Below are 20,964 nucleotides of genomic sequence, written 5' to 3'. Positions count from 1 at the left end.
GCCTTGGTCAGTGGCGGCTCAGTGGCGGGGAAGGGCCTTCTCGTAGCGAACGTCCCGCTCATCCACGCGGCAGGCGAACGACCAGCCCAGATGAAGGTAGAAGCCGTTCGCCCTGATGTGCGCGTGGCCATCGGTCACCAGCCAGATCCTGTCGTGATGGCGGAACAGCGCCTTCTCCGCTTCGTTCAGTAGCAGGCGACCCAGCCCCCTGCCCTCGAACTCGGGGCGAACGAACAGGGCGAATACCTCACCCGCGTCGGTATCTACCATGGCGAAGCCAGCGGCGGTACCGCCGAGTTCCGCTATCCAGGCGGAGGTACCGGAGCGCACGGCCTCCGCCAGCGTGGCTGCAGTGATGCCCAGGTCGCTCAGTTGCTGCATCGACAGATGGTTCTGAATGACGCTCGTGCGGATGTCGAACAGGGTGTCGATGTCGGCTTCGGTCGCCGCTCTCAGCGATGCGCTCATTTGTTTCTCCATGTTATCGAGAGGCGCGCCCGTGCCGGCGAAGCGGTCAGGTCTGCGCTGGCGTTACCTGGCCGCGAGTCCAGGGATGGTGCGGCTCGGGTGTCCGTTGCGATTGCCTCCAGGGCCTCCGCCGGGGGAGACACTATAGGGGGCGTATAAGCTAGTTCCTAAAGGTTATTTGTTTTAGTTTTTTTATATCTCCTAGCTTTGCCCTTACCGGATCACCGGACATTCAACTCAACCCTGAAGTTGTCCGTGATCCGGCCCGCCATGATGGCCGACACGTGCCCACGAGGTCTGCCATGCCCACGCGCTTCATGTCCTTTTCGATCATCCCGTCGTGCGCTCCGAGCGTTCGCTACGGGCGAGTCTGGACCAGCCGCTTGCCAGGTGATCTGGCACTCCGAGACCTCGCCTGAAGGGGAAACGCGCCCCCGATACCGCAAGGCGGGGAGCCTTGTTCGATGAACTCTACGAGGGACTTTGCAATGAAGTTGAAAACTCTGATCGGCGCTGGTGCACTGCTGCTTGGCTGGCTGCTGCAAGTGGGACCTGCGAGCGCTGCGAGCGATGTACTGGTGACGACCGACTGGCTGGAAAACAACCTGAGCAATCCGAAAGTGCGGGTGGTCGAGGTGAGTGTCGTGCCGGGTGTGTACGAGCGCGGGCACATCCCGGGGGCGGTGAATTTCGTCTGGCATTCCGACCTGGTAGACCCGGTGCGGCGTGATATCGCCAGCCAGGAAAACTTCCAGGCGCTGCTGCGCAAGGCAGGAGTCTCCTCCGACACCACCACGGTGCTGTACGGCGACAGCAACAACTGGTTCGCCGCTTGGGGAGCCTGGGTCTTCGACGTCTATGGCGTGGAGAACGTGAAGCTGCTGGATGGCGGACGGGTCAAGTGGGAGGCCGAGAAACGTCCGCTGGACAACCGTGCGAAGGTGCCGGCTGCCGGTAATGTCGTGGTGAAGGCGGCGAACAAGGATCTGCGAGCCTTCCTGCCGGACGTGGTTGCCGCCGCGGAGAAGCGCAGCGATGTGCAGCTGGTGGACATTCGCTCCGCGGATGAGTACAGCGGCAAGGTGTTCGCGCCCCAGGGGGTGCAGGAGCTGTCGGTTCGCGCCGGTCATGTTCCCGGTGCGGTCAACGTGCCGTGGGGCCAGGCCGTGGCCGCCGACGGTACCTTCAAGTCAGCCGATGAGCTGAAGAAGGTCTACGGCGCGGTGGGTATCGACGGCAGCAAGCCGATCATCACCTACTGCCGTATCGGTGAGCGCTCCAGCCACACCTGGTTCGCACTGAAGAAGATCCTCGGATACGACGTGCGCAACTACGACGGCTCCTGGACCGAGTATGGCAATGCCGTCGGCGTCCCAGTGGTCAACGTGGCCGGTACCGTGTGGGGCGGCAAGTAGCTGCGGGTCGATCCGGGTGGATGTCCGAAGGGGTATCCACCGTTCAGGCGGGGCGCCCAACGCCCCGACGCTTGTGCCCAATGGACGTCGTTGGACGAGCCATCTGTTCAGGAATCTTCCATGTCTCTGACTCCCGTGCATTCGCCGGCGCCGCTCGCTCTGGGCGTGTCGCTGGCGGTGGCAGCAGCTCTGCTGGCGAGTATCTGGTGGTTGTCCGGTGCGGACAGCGAGAGCCAGGCGCTCAGCTTGTCGCTTATAGGTGGCACCTTGTTTGGCTTCCTGTTGCAGCGCTCGCGTTTCTGCTTCTTCTGCGTCACCCGCGACTTCATCGAACAACGCAAGCCCGATGGCCTGCTCGGCATACTCGCCGCGCTCGCCGTGGGTAGCCTGGGGTATCACGCGGTGTTCGGAGCGTTTCTGCCCGATCCGCTGGTGGGGCGGTTGCCCCCGGATGCACATGTCGGTCCTCTGAGCTGGGTGTTGGGTCTGGCCGCCACGCTGTTCGGTATCGGCATGGCGATCTCCGGCTCCTGCATCAGCGCCCATCTGTATCGGCTGGGGGAGGGCGCATTCGCCTCGCTGTTCGCACTGGCTGGTGCGCTGATCGGCTTTGCTCTCGGTTTCATGATCTGGAACCCGCTTTACCTGGCGAGCATTCAGTCCGCCCCCGTCGTCTGGATGCCGGCCTGGCATGGTTATGGTGTGTCCTTCCTGCTGCAGTCCGTGGTCCTTGGGGCGTTGGCTTGGTGGCTACTCGGCCATCGGCGGCAGGTAACCGCTGATCAGCCTGCCGCGAGCGGGTTGCGGCAGCTGTTGTTCGGTCGGCGCTGGCCGACCTGGGTGGGTGGCGTGCTGATCGGCTTCCTCGCCACGCTGGCCTACCTTCGCGTGGGGCCGCTGGGCGTGACCGCGGAGCTGGGGAGCGTGGCGCGTACCGCTGCCGATGGAATCGGGCTGCTACCCGAGCGCCTGGATGGACTGGATGGGTTCGCCGGCTGCGCCACCGTGGTGAAGGATGCACTGCTGTCGAACAACGGACTGTTCGTGCTGGGGCTCGTGGCGGCCTCCTTCGCCAGCGCACTGGTCGCCGGAGATTTCCAGCCCCGACGCCCTGCCGCCAGCGAGCTGCTGCGCAACCTGGTGGGTGGGGTGCTCCTGGGCTTCGGCAGCATGCTGGCACTAGGCTGTACCGTTGGCACGCTCTTGTCCGGCGTAATGGCCGGGGCGCTCTCGGGATGGTTCTTCGGCCTTTTCTGTTTGGCAGGTATCGGCCTGGGTCTGGTGGTCAGGCGCTTCTGGCCATAACGGGCGAGAGGAGCAGATACGCCGCTAGCGTTCTCCCGAACACCGAAAAGCGGGACTAGCACCTTCGACCAATGGCCGAATGGTGCTCGATGTGGTGGCATAGTCCCGCTCTTGGGGGGCGAGGTATGCCAGGTGGTGGTGCGAACATGACTAGAACGACTCCGGTTTTCGGACTGATCTTCGGCCTCGGTTGCCTTCCGGCAGGCGCTTCCGACAACGGTGTGTTGAGCCTGCCCAGCCAGGTCATTCTCGGCAGCGCGGCCGACAGCGAGGATCTGCGCCAGCCTCTGGCTCGCACCACGCTGATCGGTGGTGAGCTGCAACCGCAGAGTCTGGGGGCGAATCTGTCCGAGCCGTTGCAGCGGGTGCCCGGCCTGCTCGCGCTGAACCGACAGAATTACGCCCAGGACCTGCAGATTTCGTCGCGCGGGTTCGGCGCCCGTGCCGGCTTCGGTGTACGCGGTGTGCGCCTGGTTCAGGACGGCATTCCGCTGACCATGCCCGACGGCCAGGGGCAACCCGCCCTGTTCGATCTGGACGGGCTCGATCGCCTCGAAGTGTTGCGGGGGCCGCTCAGCAGCCTTTACGGCAACGCCTCCGGAGGCATCATTCAGGGCTTCAGTGCTCCCGCTGCGGCAGAGCCGACCCTGAACAGCCGCAGCGCCGTGGGGAGCGACGGGCTATGGCGCTCGCGCCTGCGATACGGCCAGCAATACGATGTGCTCAATATCAGCGCCAATCTCGCCCGGCTGGAAACCGATGGCTATCGCGATCACAGCGAGACCCGTCGCGACACTGGCAACCTGCGCCTGGGCTGGGACATCGATCCGGACTCCAGCCTGACGCTGCTGTTCAATCATCTCGACCAGCCTCAGACACAGGACCCGCTTGGGCTGACCGAGGCTCAATGGCGTGACGATCCGCGCCAGTCCGTGGCGGCTTCCAGTACCTTCGATACGCGCAAGAGCGTGCGGCACGATCAGTTGGGCATGAACTATCAACGGCAGCTCAATGAGCGCGACAAGCTCACGCTCATGGCCTACGGCGGTCAGCGGTACGTGCAGCAGTACCAGGCGTTCGCCGGCGCCGACCCCTATGCCGCCGGTGGTGTGGTGGAGCTGGAGCGTGATTTTGGCGGCAGCGAATTGGGATGGGTTCGGGAGTCCGAGGCGTTCGGGTTGCCCGTGGAGATCGCGTTAGGTCTGGTCTACGACTATCAGGGCGAACGTCGCCGTGGCTTCGTCAACGAGCGTGGGCGCAAGGGGCAACTGAAGCGCGATGAATTCAATGCCGTGGATAGCCAGGAAGCCTATGCAATCAGCACCTGGCAGCTGGCCGAGGCATGGAGCCTGACTGCCGGGCTGCGCCACAGTCGTATCCACTTCGACTCCGAAGATGATTTTCTCACCGATGGCCGGGACGACAGCGGCTCGGTGCGCTATCAGCGCAGCAACCCGGCGTTCGGACTGAGCTGGCAGTGGGCGCCCGAACTGAGTGTCTATGCGTCGGTCGGGCAGGGTTTCGAAACCCCGACTTTCCAGGAGCTGGCCTATCGCCCGCAAAGCAGCGGCCTCAACCTGGCGTTGAAGCCGAGCCTCTCACGCAATGCGGAGGTCGGCGCGAAGTGGCGCCACGATTCCGGGTGGGCCGACATTGCGCTGTTCGAGAGCCGGGTACGCAACGAGATCGTGCCTGGCGAGAGCCAGGTCGGCACGGACCGCAGTACCTACGCCAATGCGGGGCGCTCGCGGCGGCGCGGTCTGGAGCTGTCCGTGGAGCAGGAGCTGGGCATGGGGCTGCGTGCCTATCTGGCGTATACCTACCTGCAGGCGCGTTTCGACAGTTATCTCGGCTCCGGTACCGGCTCCGGTGGCATCGACCTGTCGGGCAATGATCTTCCTGGTGTTCCACGGCATAGCGGATTTGCCGAGCTGGCCTGGATCCCCGCGGAGGTTGGCTTTGCCACCGCACTCGAGGTACAGGGCATGAGCAGCCGTTTCGCGGATGACAGGAACACGGCCGAGGCCCCGGGCTTCGTCGCCGTCAACTGGCGCGCCAGCTATCGGTACAGCCTCGAAGGTCTCGATCTGGAGCCATTCCTACGGATCGACAACCTGGGGGATCGTGCCTATGTCGGTTCGCTGATCGTGAATGCTTCGGGGGCACGCTACTACGAGCCTGCACCGGGACGACAGTGGCTGGCCGGGCTCGCTCTTGAGTATCGCTGGCAGTAGGACACTTCTCGTTCCCGACGAACAGTCCTCATTCCGCTGGAATGGATGCTTGCCCTCTGCGCTCCAACATCATGAGGCATACATGCAGGAGCGTATCTATGAGTGTGGAACCACATGAGCTTGCGGCGTGGGACCAATATGCATCTTCCGCATTGATTGCCCTCGTTTCTGTGGAGGCCTCTTCCGCTATCAGAGAGGCAACGCATGCACTGCCCGTGCTGAGCCAGCCCTTGTCGCCACACGCGTTGTCGGGGTTGGCGGCAGAGATCGCCGATGAACTTCTCGCCCAGCGCCGGCTGCGAGCCGGACGATCGGAATGAAGGAGAGCGCCATGGAACATCCGAACCATGTTGTCGAAGCGTTGCGGGACAAGAGAAACGCCGCCCAGGCGGAACTGGAGCGGTACCTGCTGGAGCAGTTTCCCATCGACGCCCCTGAGAAGGAGCTGGGAGTAGCCATGCGGGCACGGGCGGTGACGGAAATCGAAGAAGAGATGCGCCACCACGTGCTGGCGGCCCAGGCCCGAGCTTGAGCTCCTAACGTCAGTCCGGCGAGTTCAGCGGGTCGCCCTCGTTCGATCGGCTACGGGGTTGTTCCCCGGAGATGTCTTCGTCTGGCCGTTCGTTATCGGCAGGCGGCTCATGCGTGGTTGCTGTGGATGGGGTGTCGGTCTGGTCATTGGGGCGACGGCTGTTCATGGCGCTCTCGCTGGTGATAGAGGATGTCTCCATCTTGGAGCGGAGGCAGACGGCGCTTGTTCAACCATGATGCCGGCCGGTAAGGCCTCGCCATTTTCGCATGGCCAGGATGGCTCCCATTTTGTCAAATCAATAGTGTTTACTTGATTGGTTCGCCACCGATAGGTTAGCGGCATCCGTTGCTGATTCGCCACTACCTTATGAGGTCGACATGCCCGATCGCCAGACGCTGATAGATACCGTGGAGGCCGCTTACGCCGCCTTCGCTGCCCGTCATCCGCAAGGTCTTCTGCGTCTCTGTACCGACGACTGCCATTGGCAGGCGCCAGGCCTGCCAGCGTTCATGCCGTGGGCCGGCGAGCATCACGGCCATGCTGGCGTGCTCGAGTTCGTTGGAATTCTCGACCAGTGCCTCGACTTTCTCACGTTCGAAGTCCGCTCGTTTGTCGTCGATGTCGAGCAGCACCAGGTCATGGCTCTCGGCGTGGCGCGCTGCCGGGTCAGGGAGACCGGGCGTCTTTACGTCAACCATTGGGCTCACCTGTTCACCCTGCACGATGGGTTGATCGCGGCCTTTCGCGAGTATCCCGACACTGCGGCGCAACTGGCTGCGATCCACCCGGCCCTGCAGAACGCCGCCTCTCCAGAGGAAAACCACCATGACTGACTCCCAGACCTCGGGCCTGCAGGCCCTGCGTGCGCTCATCCGTGGCGAACTACCCGCTCCCTCCATCGGCCAGACCATGGGGCTGACCGCGGTGGAGGTGGAGTCGGGCCGGATCACGCTGGAAGCGCGCCCCGACGGGCGCCACCTCAATCCGGCCGGCGCAGTACATGGCGGATTCGCCGCTACCTGCCTGGACGGCGCTGCGGCCCTGGCACTGTTCTCGACACTGGAGACCAGCACCGCCCACTCCACCGTGGATCTCAACGTCAAGTACGTGCGTCCCCTCAACGCCGGCGAAATCTATCGGGTGGAGGGTTGGGTCGTGGAGCGCACGCGCAGTCTGGCGATCTGCGACGCGCAGGTCGTGGACGCCGCCGGCAAGCTCTGCGCCAAGGCCACCACCACCTTCGTCATCCGAGGCTAGGGCGATGAAGGAACTGATCGTGCGTGGCGCCGGACAGCTGGCGTGGGTCGAGACGGCTTCTCCCTCGCTATCCGACGCGCGCAGCGCACTGGTGCGCCCCATCGCGTCGGCATCCTGCGATCTTGACCGGCGCCTGATCGCTGGCGTCACTCCCTTCAAGCCGCCCTTTGCCCTGGGGCACGAATGCGTGGCCGAGGTGCTGGAAGTGGGCGACGAGGTAACCACCGTCCGCCGCGGCGACCTGGTGTCGGTGCCCTGGAAGATTGCCTGCGGCGAATGCCGCCAGTGCCGCGCCGGCCGGGCGACAGCCTGTACGGCGGTACCGCGGCATGCGGCCTATGGTGTACCCGCAGGCGGTCACTGGGGCGGGTTGTTCTCCGAGGTGGTTCATGTGCCGTTCGCCGATGCCATGCTGGTACCGCTGCCGCCTGGCCTGAACCCCCTGGCAGTGGCTAGCGCCAGCGACAACCTGACCGATGCCTGGGTCGCCGCCAGTCGCCCCATCGCTGTGCGCGAAGAGGCGCGGGTGCTGGTGGTCGGCGGCACGGAAAGTCTCGGCGTACTGGCCGTGCAGATGGCGGCCGCCGCCGGTGCGGCCAGTGTCGATTACCTGGACGACAACGATTACCGCCGCGACCTGGCTTCGCGCAGTGGTGCCAACATCGAACTGGCGCCGGTGCTCGACGAACGCTACGACGTGGTCATTTCCGCCACGCGCGACCCGCACGCGTTGCACCGCGGACTTCTCGCGCTGGCGCCCGGTGGGCATTGCTCGTGCATCGGCATCATCTTCGAAGACCCGAAGATTCCCCTGTTCGGCATGTACCTGCGCGACGTCACGTTATCGGTAGGAGCCTGCAACGTGCGCCCGCACATTCCCAAGGTATTCGATCTGGTCGGCAGCGGACGCTGCGACCCGTTGCTGGTGAGCCCGACGGTAGTGTCCTGCGAGGAGGCGACCGAGGCGCTGGTGCAGCCGCTGGCCAAGTGCATCATGGTGCGTGAGCGTGTCACGTGACGGTATCAGTTGAGGCGCTCGGCCAGGGACAGCATTATCTTCATCCAGGCCTCCTGCCCAGCGGCATCGGTGGCGGCGAAGGCGTCACGCAGGCACCGGCGCTCCAGCTCGGTGGCGGCCTGCTCCAGCACCTGTCCCTGCTCCGTGAGCGCCAGCAGCTTGAAGCGATGGCGCTCCGGCTGGCGGCTGTAGCAGACCAGCTCGCGCTCGAACAGATGCGTCAGCGGCCTGTGCGTCGCCTGCTTGCTCACCCCCAGTGTGGCAGCCAGCTCGCCGACGTTGATTTCGTCGGCGCGCGCGATGACGTACAGGATGCGGTGATGGACGCGAGAAAGCCCCTGGGTCTCGAGAAAGCGATCGGCTTCGACCGTCAGCCCGCGAAAACCGAAGTGCAGCAGCTCGAGGGAATGATCCAGTGGGTCCAGCGACCTCATGCGGACGGAAGCCGTGTTGATCTTCTTCTCTATGACCATGGTGCTCTCGCCCGACTGAACTGCGGCGAAGCCTAAGCCCTTCCGCCCGCCCGGAACAACCCGAACAACCCCCATCACGAGTCGACAGACATGCAACTCATCCATGCGCCTGCATCCCCCTTCGCCCGTAAAGTCCGTGTGCTGGCCAGCGAGACTGGCCTACTCCCCCGAATCGAACTGGTCGACACCGCCGTGCTGCCGGTCACGCTCAACGAGCGGGTCAACGCCCTCAATCCACTTGGCAAGATTCCGGTGCTGCTGACCGATGATGGCGAAGCGCTGTTCGACAGCCGCGTGATCTGCGAGTACCTCGACAGCCTGCACGACCAGCCTCGGCTGTTCCCGATAGAGCCGACCATGCGCTGGCGCACCTTGCGCCTGGCCGCCCTGGCGGACGGACTGATGGAAGCTGCGCTGCTGGTGCGCTACGAGCGGGCCGTGCGCCCGGTGGAGCTGCAGTGGAATGAATGGGCCGAGGGCCAGCTGGGCAAGGTGCGCCGTGCCCTGTTGGCGCTCGAAGCGCATGTCGAGGAACTGCAGGGCCCCCTGCATATTGCACAGATAGCCGTGGCGTGTGCGCTGGGATACCTGGATTTTCGATTCGCCGAGCTGGATTGGCGGAAGGGCCTGCCTGGGCTAGCCAGCTTCCAGGCATCGTTCGCGGCTCGTGCTTCGATGGTCGAGAGCACACCGGCCTGAGTGGAACACGCAGCGGCACTGCGCTCCGATGCCTGGTCTGGGTAGGTAGCACTGTCCAACCCCCGTCTTTCCCGGAGCGCCAGCTCCGGGGGCTTACCGTCGTCGGCGCAACGGTGCCGTGGGCTGCACCTGGGTGGACTTCTGGCCTGCCAATCTGCTTCGGCGAGTGGCCATTCGACTTTCAATTGCTAAGCATTCTCACTTATATTCGCCGCCCCGATCCCTTTCTTCATGCGGCGCCCTCGTGTCCCACGCCAGCCCCAAGCCATCCCTGGTCGCGGTTCTGGCTCGTCACTACGACGAGCTGGTGGACTCGGTGCGCCGTCGCTTTGGTGATCGTCACGGCGCTCAGGAGGTTGTCCATGACGTGTGCGTGCAACTGCTCGAGGCTCCGGAGAAGGACGGGGTCCGCCTGCCGCTGGCCCTGTTGCGCAAGATCACCCACGATCGCGCCGTCAGCCATTACCGGAGTGAACGCAGGAGACAGGCATGGATCGAGGAGGGTGCGGACATTCCATCGGTTGCCTGCGATTCGCCGAGCCCGGAGCTTCATCATGAGAGCGCCGACGAGGTCGAGCGCCTGAGCGCGGCTATCGAGGCCCTGCCGCCACGCTGCCAGCAGGTATTCGTCATGCACAAGATTCACGAGCTCACTCAGAAAGAGGTCGCGGTGCAGATGGGCATATCGCTGAAGGCGGTGGAGAAACACCTCAGGCTTGGCATGGCGCAGTGCCGAAAGCTGCTTGGCTATCAGGCGCTCTAGCCATGAACCAGCGCGAGCCTCAGGAGGATGCATTCACTCCGGCAGATGACGCCATCGCTCGCCATCGCGAGGAGCTAAAGAAACGGTTTCCCATGCCATCTCCCAGCAAACCTGAGCCCCGCAGCCGGACCAGACTGGGTGTGGCGATGGCGATGTTGGGCTTTGCCTGCGGGCTGATCTGGCTCGACCCCGCCTATCGGACGGAGCACTTCAGCAGTGTCATCGGCAAACACGAGAGCATCCAGCTGGCGGACGGCAGCCACGTCACGCTGGACGCCGCGAGCCGCATCAGGGTCAGTTGGCACCTGCGCTCCAGGCAGGTAGAGCTGCAGCAGGGACAGGCCCTGTTCAGCGTGGCCCCGGCGGTATACCGGCCGTTCCTGACCATTGCGGGGGCGACCCGGATCACGGTGGTGGGCACCCGCTATAACGTCAATCGCAGTCAGCAGGATGTTCGGGTCACGGTCGAAGAGGGCAGGGTGGATGTCGGTGGCAGCGAAGCCGACGTTCGCCTGCACGCCGGCGACCAGATCCTCGTGCGCAACGGTCGGCTCGGCATGCCGGTGCGGATAGATGCCTCGGCTTCGAGCGCCTGGACCAATGGGCGCCTGGTGTTCGATCGAACGCCCCTGCGCGAAGTGCTCGAGGTGGTACAGCGCCATCGGTCGGGCAGCGTGATCATTCAGGATCAGAGCCTGAACGAGCTACCGGTTTCGGGCGCCTTCGACAGTGATCGCCTGGACGGCATGTTGACCCTGCTGCCGAAGATTCTGCCGGTGGAGCTGAGTAGGGACGCCGATGGCACGTTGTATCTGAATCGGCGCGCATCCAGAAAATAAATTCGAATCAGGGGGTAGGGTTTTCTCCTTGTGGCGGCGGCTGACTCCAGGAAACCAACAATTTTCCGGAGACCTACGCGTGAGAATTCCTAAGTGGCGCCACACCCTTCTGGCCAGCAGTCTGCTGCTCGCTCTGTCGTTGACGGCTCAGGCGGCCAGCGAAGTCGACTTCGATCTACCGGCGGCGCCACTCGAGCAGTCCCTGGGCGCACTGGCCGCCCAGTCAAACGTGCAGATCCTGTTCTCCAGCGATATCGCCGCCGGCAAGCGTACGCCAGCGCTGCACGGTCGCTACACCACGGTGGCGGCCCTGAAGCAGTTGCTCGACCGTAGTGGCCTCACGGTGCAGCAACAGGATGAGCACACCTATATCGTGGTGCCTGAAAACGCCGCCGTGGTTCCCGTGACGACTGGCGATCCCGCGCTTCCGATCGAAATAGCGCCGCTGATGGTCACCGGGGAAAAGATCAATCGCACCCTGATGCAAACCCAGACCAGCGTGGTGGTGAATACCGCCGAAGACCTGCGGGAGCACGGCGACAATACCATCGAGCATGTGTTTGCCCGCACCCCGGGTGTATATGCCGTGGCCGGCAACGAGAACTGGGGTATCCGGGGTGTTCCGGTCTCGGGTTTCGACGACCAGGGACCGGCGACCCTCAACGGAGCGGTGTCGGTATATGTCGACGGTGCGCAGCAGCCCAACCGTGCGCTGACGCTTAGCCCGATGTCGATGTGGGATGTCGAGCAGGTGGAGGTACTGCTTGGCCCGCAGTCCACCACCCAGGGGCGCAACTCCCTGGCAGGCGCGGTGGTGATTCAGACGCGCAATCCGACCTTCGAGCCGAGCCTGTCGGCGCAGACCCGCGTCGGCAACTATGGGGAAAGCGGCGCTGCAGTGGCGGGTGGCGGCTCCCTCGTGGACGGTGTCATGGCCGGGCGGGTGGCGGTGGAGTATGAGGATGGCGACGGCTACATCGACAACATCACCACCGGCGGTGATGCCAATCCTCATCGCAACAAGAATGCCCGTGGCAAGCTGCTGATCCTGCCCAGTGACGATCTCGACGTGCTCCTCACCTATGCGTTCCACGAGAGCCATCAGGGCGACAACTCGATCCTGCGCCAGGGCGACAAGGTGCGCTATTACAAGGTGGCTTCCGACACCAGGGCCTTCGATGCGCTCAAGCAGAACACCGGCAGCGCCAAGGTCGATTACCGCCTGGGCGATGCCTGGACGCTTACCAGCCTGACCACTGCTACCCAGTCCGACTACTCGGCTCTGCTGGATTTCGATCAGTCTGCCGAGGCCAACGAAGAGGCTCGCCGCAGCCAGGAAACCCACATGTTCAGCCAGGAAGTGCGTCTGGCATACGAGGGGGACAGCCTGCGGGGGTTCGCCGGGGTGTATTACGGTCGCACCAGTAACGCCTATCACGACGAACTGGCGTTCGACGGCTCTCTGATCGGGACGATCCAGGGCTATACCCGGATCCACAACAAGGCGCTGTTCGGGGAGCTGAACTGGAGCTTCGCCCCCGACTGGACCCTGATCACCGGGCTGCGTTACGACCACGAGACGAACGACACCGATGTCGAGGAGGACTTCCTGTCCGGCCCAGGGCGGGTGGAGAAGACCTTCGACGCCCTGCTGCCCAAGCTGGGCGTGGACTACAACTTCGCCGATGGGCAGTACCTGGGGTTCATGGTGCAGAAGGGCTACCGCGGAGGCGGCGTCAACGTTCGGGCAGGCGGCGGCCACGCCGACTACGATCCGGAGTACACCACCAACTACGAGCTTTCCTATCGTGGCGCCTGGCTGGATGACAGCCTGCGTGCTCGGGCCAATCTCTACTACACCGACTGGAAGGATCAGCAGGTCAGCCTGCTCGACAACACCGGTGACTACTTCCAGGTGTACAACGCCGCCAGCAGCACCATTCGCGGCCTGGAGGTGTTTGTCGAGCACGATCTGACCCGCCGATTCACCGTGAATGCTGGCGCAGCCTACACGGACGGGCGCTATGGCGACTTCGAAACCCGTGATGGCGACCTCAGCGGCGAGTCCTTCGTCTACGCGCCCAAGTACAAGGTCTCGGTAGGCGGCCGCTATCGCTTCGACAATGGCCTGGCCGTCACCAGTGATGTGGTCTACCAGGAGGGCAGCCCGACGGCGTATGAGTTCGATGCCGATGGTGACGTGATCCATACGCGTCGTAGCGACGACCACGTGCTGGTCAATCTCAATGCCGAGTACGAGCTGGTCGAGGGGCTTGCCGTGTCCGGCTACGTGAAGAACCTGTTCGACAAGGAGTTCGTCACCAACAACCGGGGTGGCGACATCATCGATGTCGGCGCGCCTCGTACGGTCGGGCTGGTGGTGCGCTACGACCTGTAGCGCTAGATGGGGCAGATGGCGCAGCCTGTAGTAGTGTGCGCCATCTGCCTCGCCGGAGAGCAGCACCAGGCAGACTGCGTTGCCGGTACCTGGCACCGGTGTTATGGTCTGCCCGCTCATGCCGCCCTGACCGGGGACGACCTCGGTCCTGTATTTCTTCCAGTAGGGACGACCCTTCACTTCCAAGGAAGTCGTAGTGGTGACGTCTCGCATCTCCCCTCCGCACCGCCATTCCGTAGGAGCCTGGTCTTTCGGGCCCCAGATGGATGGTTTCTCGCTCGTTCGCTTGTCGACCGCCTGCTGCTGCGGGCCTGCACGAATTCGCCACGGATATCTGGCCACGGACCGGGGGATGATGTGATGGGCACTGTCAACGATCTCGCCCAGCACTTGCCGCTGATGGCGTTTCTGCTCGGGGTGGCGGGGCTGTGTGCGCTCATGCTGAGCGTCTCGCACCTGCTGGGCAGCAGGTCCTGGGGGCGTAGCAAGAACGAGCCATTCGAGTCGGGCATGCTGCCGGTCGGAGATGCCCGCCTGCGTTTCTCGGTGAAGTTCTACCTGGTCGCGATACTCTTCGTCATCTTCGAGATCGAGGCGCTCTTCCTGCTGGCCTGGGCCGTTTCCGTCCGCGAGAGTGGCTGGGTCGGGTTCGCCGGCGCGGCGCTGTTCATGGCCGTTCTCTTCGTCGGGCTGATCTATGAGGCGTCCGTTGGCGCCCTGGACTGGTCGGGAAGACAGCGCAGAAGATAGGCGGGCAGCCGCTTGCTGACCGAATGGTCATGTAAACGTCATGCGGTGGTGGTAATTTGCCACCACTCAACGGCTGGAAATTGACGTAGTGATCCGCCGGTTCTTCTCCTCGCTCGGCTTTCTGCAGTTTCTCCTTCTCTCCCTTTGCGCGGTCACCCTGGTGTTCCTGTGGGGGCTGTACTTCCAGCAGAAAGCCGCTTCGCAGCAACAGGCCCTGGCTGCCAAGGCTGCCGAGCATCTCAATCTCGCCACCATCACTGCGGAAAACCTCAGCCAGTTGGTGGACCGGGCTCAGGCCATAGGCCGTGCCGCTCAGGTCGACCTGCGTGGCCAGGGGACAAGGCACTGGAATCTGGTGCGTATGCTCGCCGAGGATCCGGTACTCAAACGGATGAGCCTGTATGCGCGCGATGGCCAGGTGCTTTCCGCCAGCCACAGCGACGAGCCTTCGCAACTGCCGGCCGTGTGGTTGCAACAGCTTGGAAGACACATCGAGCGATACGGATTCAAACCCTACCTGCCACACCTGACCCAGGGCGTGGAGGAAGCGGCCCAGCTGAACTGGCGCCTGCCATTCCTGCTGCCATTGGCGGATGCGGCGACGGGCGAGCTGGACTGTGTGCTGCTGGTGCAGCTCGATATCGGCTACCTGGCGGTGCTGTTCCAGAACATCGACCTGGGTATCAGCGGCCTGATGCGCCTGCTCGACAGCACCGGGCAAGAGCGCTTGCGCATCAGCAGCAGTGGCGTGGTGCTCGCGGGCACGGCGCTCGGGCCGGACATTCCGGACACCGCAGAGGTGAGCGGCCGATTCAGCCAGTTTGCCGCGGATGGGGAGTACCAGAGCCTCTACCGTCGCGTGGTGCAGCGGGGTTTCAGTGTGACGGTCAGCCAGCGGGAGAGGGAGATCCTGGCCCCTTCGCAACTCACCTACGCACGCCAGTTGTGGCTGAACCTGAGCATGACCCTGCTGGTCCTCGGAGGGCTCCTCTGGACCTGGCGGACACTGGGCAAGCGCCAGGAAGCGTTCACGGCCCTGGAGCAGGCACAACAGGTGAATCAGGAGCTGATCCACCGCCTGGAAGAGGAGCATCGGCGCAGTAGCCATGCGGCGGCCACGGACCATCTCAGCGGCCTGCACAATCGTCGTCAGTTCATGGAGGTGGCGGCGCGGGCATTGGCCGAGCAGCGTGGTCGCCGTCGTCTGATGGCCATCCTGTTCATCGACATGGACCGCTTCAAGTCGATCAACGATTCCCTCGGCCACAAGGTGGGCGACATGCTGCTGCAGGCCGTGGCCGGTCGCATCAGCCGGGCACTGGAGCCAGGAGACGAGGCGGCCCGTTTCGGCGGCGACGAGTTCGTCGTGTTGCTGGCCGGTGACCGCAGCGAGGAGCAGATCGATGTCTGGGTGAGGGAGCTGGTGAAGAAGCTCTCGACTATCTATTCACTGGACGAGCATGAGCTGAACACCAGTCCGAGTGTCGGCGTGAGCATCTGCCCTCGCGACGGCCAGGCGCTGGACGAGCTGATCCGCTGTGCCGATGCCGCCATGTACTCGGCCAAGCAGGCGGGGCGCGGTCAATATCGTTTCTTCGACCCCTCGTTGAACGTGGTGGATATCGAAGAGTTCGCCCTGGAGCAGGCTTTCGGTAGCGCCCTGAAGGAGCGCCAGTTCGTCCTTCACTACCAGCCGCAGACCCGCCTCGATTCCATGCAGGTGGATGGCTACGAGGCGCTGGTGCGCTGGCATCACCCGGAGTTCGGTTTGCTCTATCCGGATCGCTTCATCTCCCTGGCCGAGCGTAGCGGCTTCATCATCGCCCTCGGCTGGGAGGTGTTGCGCCTGGCCTGCGAGGAACTGGCACGCTGGCAGGCGCTGGAGGTTCAGGCCGGACTGGCGGTCAACGTATCGCCGCTGCAGCTGCGCCAGGCGGATTTCAGTGATCACCTGCTCGATGAGCTTGAACGCCATGGCGTCGACCCTCGGCGCCTGGAGCTGGAGATCACCGAGACCACGGTACTGGACCACGAAGGCCTTGCCATCGAGCATCTGCGCCGGCTGCGCGACGTCGGCATCAAGATCAGCCTCGATGATTTCGGCCAGGGCTACGCCGGCTTCTCGCACCTGCAGTCACTGCCGCTCACGCGGCTCAAGATAGACCGCTCGCTGATAGCCCAGCTGTCCAACAGCCATGACGACAGCCCCATCGTCTCGTCCACCATCATTCTCGCCAAGCGCCTGGGGCTGGAAGTAGTGGCGGAGGGCGTCGAGACTCGCGAGCAGGTGGTGTATTTACGCTTGGCGGGGTGCGACTTTGCCCAGGGCTACCATTTCAGTCGGCCGCTGACGGCGGCGCAGTTGGGCGAGTACCCTCCCTTCCTCCATTCGGTGGCAGTCGCATGCGAGCAATGAGCGTTCTGGCCGGGCTGACACTGGCCCTGATACTGACGGGCACGGCACATGCTCAGTGTACGCAGCACAGCCTGCGCATCGCGGTAATTCCGAAGAAGAACATGGGTACGCTGATGCAGGAGTATCAACCGCTGCTAGAGCGCCTCCGCAGTGTGCTGGGCATGCCGGCGGAGATCGTGCCGGCCTCTTCCTACGAAAGTGTGGTCGACGCTATCGTCTCCGGCGGAGTGGACGTTGCCTGGCTCGGGCCTGCCTCCTATGCACTGGCCTACCAGCGCGACCCGCGCATCGAGCCGTTCGCCAGCCTGACCATCAACAACGGCTACTTCACGCCGGCAGGCCACCACTATCAGGCACTTTTGCTGGCGCGCAGTGACATGCCCGACCTGGCGGCGCTGCGTGGCAAGCGCGGCGCGCTGAGCGATCCTGCCAGTACCTCGGGCAGCGTGGTGCCCAACGCCGAGTTCTCGGCTCAGGTGGGCATGCCACTGGCGCAGTTCTTCGGTTCGGTGGTGTACACTGGCTCGCACGACAAGTCGCTGGATGCGCTGCTGGAGGAGAGGGTGGACGCGGCGTTCGTCGCCAGCGTGCGTGCCGATGCCTACCTCAACAGTGGTCGCATCGGTCGGAAAACCTTCAATGTGCTGTGGCGCTCGGAGCGTATCTACTACGATCCCTATGTCTTCAGCGGTAGCCTCTGTCCCGAACTCAAGGCGCGGATCCGTAGTGCCATGCTCGAGAACCAGGATGGCCTTGCCGCCTTCCTTGCCTCGCAGGATGCTTCGGGCATCGCTCCCGTCAGCCACGCCGAGTACGCCCCGCTACTGCCCATGATCCAGAACAGGCAGGGGCATTAGCAGGGTGGATATCTATCGGGCTCAGCGCTGCTTGATGAGGCGGTAGGTGACTTCGTCCAGGCTGCTCAGCCCGCGCTGGACGAACTTCCAGTTCTCGCCCATCACATCGGTGCGCTCCAGCACCTGCACATGCCAGGTTCGGCCAAAACGTTCGAGCACCTCGGCATCGGTAACGGCAAAGGGCGGTCCCTGCATGGCCGATTGCTCGTAGTCGAGCGTGACCAGCAGACCCAGGCTGGAGGCCGGTAGCAGCCTCTCCAGCGCCTCCACATAGCGCACACGCATTTCCGGCGGCAGAGCGATCAGCGCAGCCCGGTCGTAGAAGGCCTTGCAGGTGACGGCATCGGCGGGAGTCAGGGCGAAGAAGTCGCCGCACCATATCTCCAGGGCGTCGACCCGATAAATCCGGAAGTCCCTGTGCTGGACAATTTCCGGGACCAGGTGGCGTTCCTCGAAGAAGTCGCGCACGGCCTGTTCGACCAGCTCGACGCCGATGACCTGCAGGCCCTGCCCGAGCAGCCAATCCATATCCAGGCTCTTGCCACAGAGCGGCACCAGGATTGTCGAGCCTGTTTCCAGGCCCAGGGAGGGCCAGTGTCGCGTCAGGTATGCGTTGGCTTCTCCCTGGTGAAAGCCAATCTGGTTGTTGCGCCATCGTTCTTGCCAAAATGCTTCCAGCATGGTGTCCCCGACTGTGCTGAAGATTGATCTGCCTATCTTCCCATCTGCAGTGCATGTCGGGCGATACCGGCCAATGCCGGTACCGCGCTCCATGGGTGGGTGCTACCACAGGGCAATGCTGTAGCTCAGGATCAGGCGATTCTCATCCAGGTCGCTGCCGAAGTTCGTCGTACGGACAGTCGCGTTACGCCATTTGATGCCGAGGTTCTTCAGCGGCCCTTCCTGGATCACGTAGGCGATATCGGTATCGCGCTCCCATTCGCTGCCGCGCGGCTTGCCGGCCCCAAGGTCGATGTTGTGGCCGCTGAGATAGCGGGTCATGAAGGTCAAGCCGGGAATGCCTAGGCCAGCGAAGTTGTAGTCATAGCGGGCCTGCCAGGAGGTCTCGTCCTTGCTGGCGAAGTCACCGATCTGCACGAAGTTGACCAGGTAGGCATCGGTACCGTTGACGTAGGCGAAGCCGGTATCGCCACTCATCCGCTGGTAGCCCAGGCCCAGGGCGTGGTTGCCGATACCGTAGGTGAACAGGGCTCCCAGGGCCTGGTTGTCGACATTGCTGCCACCATCGTCACTGGAGTGAGCGAAACGGATATCGCTCTTCAGAGACTGGCCATCGCCCAGGCGCAGCACATGGTTGAGCGTCAGGTAATGCTGGCGATAGAGGTTGTCCAGGGCGCCATAGCTGTAGCCGGTGCTGAGGCTGTCGCTCCAGGCATAGTTGAGGCTGGCGAAATCGAAGGCGTCGCTGCTGGCGTGCCGCGTGCGGATATTCTTCACACCCACCGCGGTGGTGATGGCCATGTCTTCAAGGTCGCTGGAGTCGCGCTGGTTGACCTGGGTGAGGCGGCCTGCGTCCAGGTTGAGCCCTTCTATCTCCCGCATGTTCAGATGGCCGCCCCGGAATGTCTGTGGCAGCAGACGCGAGTCGTTCGGCATCAGTACGGGAAGCTTCGGTATCAGGGTGCCGACCTTGAGGATGCTATTGGAGGCCCGCAGCTTGGCGGTCACACCCAGGTCCGAGTACTCGTCCTGTGCGCGTCTCGGTGCCTCGCGGTCCCTCTGCAACAGACCTGTTCCCGAGCGGTCGGGACTGGAGTCGAGCTTGAGTCCGAGCAGGCCGATGGCGTCCACGCCGACACCGATTGTGCCGTCGGTGAAGCCCGATTCGTAGCGCAGCAGGAATCCCTGCGCCCATTCTTCGGCCTTGGCCTGCGTGGCGCCTTCCTGTCTGAAGTCGCGATTGAAGTAGAAATTGCGCAGTTCCAGGCTGGCCTTGCTCTCGTCGAGAAAGGCTGCTTGGGCTGGTGCGCCGAAGCCGATACCAGCGATAGCGGAGGCCAGTAGCAGTTGAGGGAAGTGACGTGCTGGAGAGTGCATGGTGAAGCCCTTTTGTTGTTATTGGAGGTACAGCAACCCCGCACGGGCTGTTGGGCAGCCCGTGAGAGATGGGGATGGGGACTAGTCGCGTTGGACGGCGAGTGCGACGCCCTGGCCGCCGCCGATACACAGTGTGGCGAGACCCTTGCGGGCGCCACGACGCTGCATTTCATGCAGCAGGGTGACCAGGATGCGGCAGCCGGAGGCGCCTATGGGGTGGCCCAGCGCGATGGCGCCCCCATTGACGTTGACCTTGGCGCTGTCCCAGTGCAGCTCGCGACCAACGGCCAGGGCCTGGGCGGCAAAGGCTTCGTTGGCCTCGATGAGATCCACCTCTTCCAGCTGCCAGCCAGCCTTGTCGAGCACCTTGCAGGTGGCGAAGACCGGGCCGATGCCCATGATTGCCGGGTCGACCCCTGCACCGGCGGCCGCGACGATGCGGGCCAGCACCGGGAGGTTCAGTTCAGCTGCCTTCTCCCTGCTCATCAGCAGGACGGCGGCGGCGCCATCGTTCAGCGTCGAGGCGTTGCCGGCCGTTACCGTGCCGTCGGTCTTGAATGCCGCTCGCAGCTTGCCCAGCGTGTCCTGCGTGGTGCTAGGGCGGGGCTGCTCGTCACGGTCGAAGATGACGGCTTCGCCCCTGGCCTGGGGAACGTGCACGGGGGCAATCTCGGCGTCGAAGCGACCGTTGTCGATGGCGGCACAGGCGCGTTGCTGGGATGTCGCGGCGAAGGTGTCCTGCTCGTCGCGGCCGATGCCGTACTGTTCGGCCAGGTTCTCGGCAGTGATGCCCATGTGGTAGTCGTTGAAAGCGTCCCACAGGCCATCCCTGATCATCGTGTCGACGAGCGGCTGGTGGCCCATACGCAGCCCGGTACGGGCCTGCGGGATGACATAGGGCGCCAGGCTCATGTTCTCCTGGCCACCGGCGATGATCACCTCGGCGTCGCCACAGGCAATCGCCTGGTAGCCGAGCTGTACCGCCTTGAGACCCGAGCCACAGACCTTGTTGAGGGTCAGCGCGGGTACGGTGTGCGGTAATCCTGCTCTGATGGCGGTCTGCCGGGCCGTGTTCTGCCCGGCACCTGCGGTGAGTACATGGCCTAGGATCACCTCGTCGACCAGTGCACCGTCTAGTGTTGCCTGAGCCAGCAGGTGGCGGACCACCGTGGCGCCGAGGTCCACGGCAGGAACCCGACTCAGGCTGCCCTGGAAAGAGCCGATGGCTGTGCGGGTGGCGGCGACAATCACAACATCACGCATAGAAACTCCGGGTGCCGATCCACCCCGGCGGGCTAGATCGTGAAGAAAAAGACACGGCCCCCAGCATCGGGGCCGCGTGTCGCTCAATCGTCAGAACTGCTCGGCCGCCAGGCCGAACAGAGGCTCGCTGCCGGCGCGGATGGCGGCCTCCAGACCGAGGATGCGAGGCAGCAGGCGCTGGAAGTAGAAGTCCGCCGTTGCCAGCTTCGCGCCGTAGAA

20 protein-coding genes are annotated in these 20,964 nt (G+C 63.9%); 14 read left to right on the top strand and 6 right to left on the bottom strand.

Features of this window, described 5'->3' with window-relative positions:
• Positions 1 to 18: 18 nt before the first annotated feature.
• Positions 19 to 468, bottom strand: a complete 450-nt coding sequence (locus IB234_RS12035) for a GNAT family N-acetyltransferase (RefSeq protein ID WP_192317886.1) — start codon at positions 466 to 468, stop codon at positions 19 to 21.
• Positions 469 to 956: 488 nt separating this feature from the next.
• Between IB234_RS12035 and IB234_RS12030 the strand changes: the two genes are divergently transcribed.
• The 7 genes from IB234_RS12030 to IB234_RS12000 all read left to right on the top strand — a co-directional run bounded on the left by IB234_RS12030 (position 957) and on the right by IB234_RS12000 (position 8,229).
• Positions 957 to 1,883 (top strand): sulfurtransferase, encoded by a 927-nt coding sequence (locus tag IB234_RS12030; protein ID WP_192317884.1) that lies wholly within the window; start codon positions 957 to 959, stop codon positions 1,881 to 1,883.
• Between the two features lie 120 nt (positions 1,884 to 2,003).
• A complete protein-coding gene (locus IB234_RS12025; RefSeq protein ID WP_192317882.1) occupies positions 2,004 to 3,188 on the top strand; it encodes a YeeE/YedE family protein in 1,185 nt (394 codons plus the stop codon).
• Between the two features lie 146 nt (positions 3,189 to 3,334).
• Positions 3,335 to 5,422 (top strand): TonB-dependent receptor family protein, encoded by a 2,088-nt coding sequence (locus tag IB234_RS12020; protein ID WP_192317880.1) that lies wholly within the window; start codon positions 3,335 to 3,337, stop codon positions 5,420 to 5,422.
• A 331-nt stretch (positions 5,423 to 5,753) separates the two neighbouring features.
• On the top strand, positions 5,754 to 5,954 hold the full coding sequence (locus tag IB234_RS12015; protein ID WP_192317877.1) for a hypothetical protein: 201 nt from the start codon (positions 5,754 to 5,756) through the stop codon (positions 5,952 to 5,954).
• A 377-nt stretch (positions 5,955 to 6,331) separates the two neighbouring features.
• Entirely contained in the window at positions 6,332 to 6,787 is a 456-nt protein-coding gene (locus IB234_RS12010; protein WP_192317875.1) for a nuclear transport factor 2 family protein, read from the top strand.
• Positions 6,780 to 7,211, top strand: a complete 432-nt coding sequence (locus IB234_RS12005; protein ID WP_192317873.1) for a PaaI family thioesterase — start codon at positions 6,780 to 6,782, stop codon at positions 7,209 to 7,211. Before IB234_RS12010 ends, IB234_RS12005 begins: the two co-directional genes overlap by 8 nt.
• A gap of 4 nt (positions 7,212 to 7,215) precedes the next feature.
• Positions 7,216 to 8,229 (top strand): zinc-dependent alcohol dehydrogenase, encoded by a 1,014-nt coding sequence (locus IB234_RS12000; protein WP_192317870.1) that lies wholly within the window; start codon positions 7,216 to 7,218, stop codon positions 8,227 to 8,229.
• Between the two features lie 5 nt (positions 8,230 to 8,234).
• Here the strand turns inward: IB234_RS12000 and IB234_RS11995 are convergent, their stop codons facing one another.
• Positions 8,235 to 8,702 (bottom strand): MarR family winged helix-turn-helix transcriptional regulator, encoded by a 468-nt coding sequence (locus IB234_RS11995; protein WP_192317868.1) that lies wholly within the window; start codon positions 8,700 to 8,702, stop codon positions 8,235 to 8,237.
• A gap of 90 nt (positions 8,703 to 8,792) precedes the next feature.
• Here IB234_RS11995 and IB234_RS11990 point away from each other — a divergent pair, with 90 nt between their 5' ends.
• The 7 genes from IB234_RS11990 (at position 8,793) to IB234_RS11960 (ending at position 17,424) form a co-directional block, all read left to right on the top strand.
• The gene (locus IB234_RS11990) at positions 8,793 to 9,401 is read left to right on the top strand and encodes a glutathione S-transferase N-terminal domain-containing protein (RefSeq protein ID WP_192317866.1); all 609 of its coding nucleotides are present in this window, start codon (positions 8,793 to 8,795) and stop codon (positions 9,399 to 9,401) included.
• A 244-nt stretch (positions 9,402 to 9,645) separates the two neighbouring features.
• Positions 9,646 to 10,164 carry an RNA polymerase sigma factor gene (locus tag IB234_RS11985; protein ID WP_192317864.1) on the top strand — a complete coding sequence of 173 codons (519 nt, stop codon included), beginning with the start codon at positions 9,646 to 9,648 and terminating at the stop codon, positions 10,162 to 10,164.
• A 2-nt stretch (positions 10,165 to 10,166) separates the two neighbouring features.
• A complete protein-coding gene (locus IB234_RS11980) occupies positions 10,167 to 11,003 on the top strand; it encodes a FecR family protein (protein ID WP_192317862.1) in 837 nt (278 codons plus the stop codon).
• Positions 11,004 to 11,082: 79 nt separating this feature from the next.
• Entirely contained in the window at positions 11,083 to 13,401 is a 2,319-nt protein-coding gene (locus IB234_RS11975; protein ID WP_192317860.1) for a TonB-dependent receptor domain-containing protein, read from the top strand.
• A gap of 360 nt (positions 13,402 to 13,761) precedes the next feature.
• On the top strand, positions 13,762 to 14,151 hold the full coding sequence (locus IB234_RS11970) for an NADH-quinone oxidoreductase subunit A (protein ID WP_192317858.1): 390 nt from the start codon (positions 13,762 to 13,764) through the stop codon (positions 14,149 to 14,151).
• A gap of 88 nt (positions 14,152 to 14,239) precedes the next feature.
• A complete protein-coding gene (locus IB234_RS11965; protein WP_192317856.1) occupies positions 14,240 to 16,567 on the top strand; it encodes a putative bifunctional diguanylate cyclase/phosphodiesterase in 2,328 nt (775 codons plus the stop codon).
• Positions 16,564 to 17,424, top strand: coding sequence for a phosphate/phosphite/phosphonate ABC transporter substrate-binding protein (locus IB234_RS11960; RefSeq protein ID WP_225580558.1), 861 nt, complete (start codon positions 16,564 to 16,566; stop codon positions 17,422 to 17,424). The genes IB234_RS11965 and IB234_RS11960 overlap by 4 nt, the downstream gene beginning before the upstream one ends.
• Before the next feature lie 21 nt (positions 17,425 to 17,445).
• Here IB234_RS11960 and IB234_RS11955 read toward each other — a convergent pair whose 3' ends face one another.
• The 4 genes from IB234_RS11955 to IB234_RS11940 form a co-directional block, all read right to left on the bottom strand.
• On the bottom strand, positions 17,446 to 18,105 hold the full coding sequence (locus IB234_RS11955) for a thiopurine S-methyltransferase (RefSeq protein WP_192317852.1): 660 nt from the start codon (positions 18,103 to 18,105) through the stop codon (positions 17,446 to 17,448).
• 102 nt (positions 18,106 to 18,207) lie between these two features.
• Complete coding sequence (locus IB234_RS11950) at positions 18,208 to 19,482, bottom strand: OprD family porin (protein WP_192317850.1); 1,275 nt, start codon at positions 19,480 to 19,482, stop codon at positions 18,208 to 18,210.
• 81 nt (positions 19,483 to 19,563) lie between these two features.
• Complete coding sequence (locus tag IB234_RS11945) at positions 19,564 to 20,745, bottom strand: acetyl-CoA C-acetyltransferase (protein ID WP_192317848.1); 1,182 nt, start codon at positions 20,743 to 20,745, stop codon at positions 19,564 to 19,566.
• Between the two features lie 90 nt (positions 20,746 to 20,835).
• A partial coding sequence (locus tag IB234_RS11940; protein ID WP_192317846.1) for an acyl-CoA dehydrogenase C-terminal domain-containing protein occupies positions 20,836 to 20,964 on the bottom strand: 129 nt, incomplete at its 5' end.

This window comes from Pseudomonas sp. PDM16 (genome assembly GCF_014851865.1).
Lineage (GTDB): Bacteria > Pseudomonadota > Gammaproteobacteria > Pseudomonadales > Pseudomonadaceae > Aquipseudomonas.
Note: the sequence above shows the minus strand (reverse complement) of the source record. Positions and strands in the feature narration are given on the sequence as shown.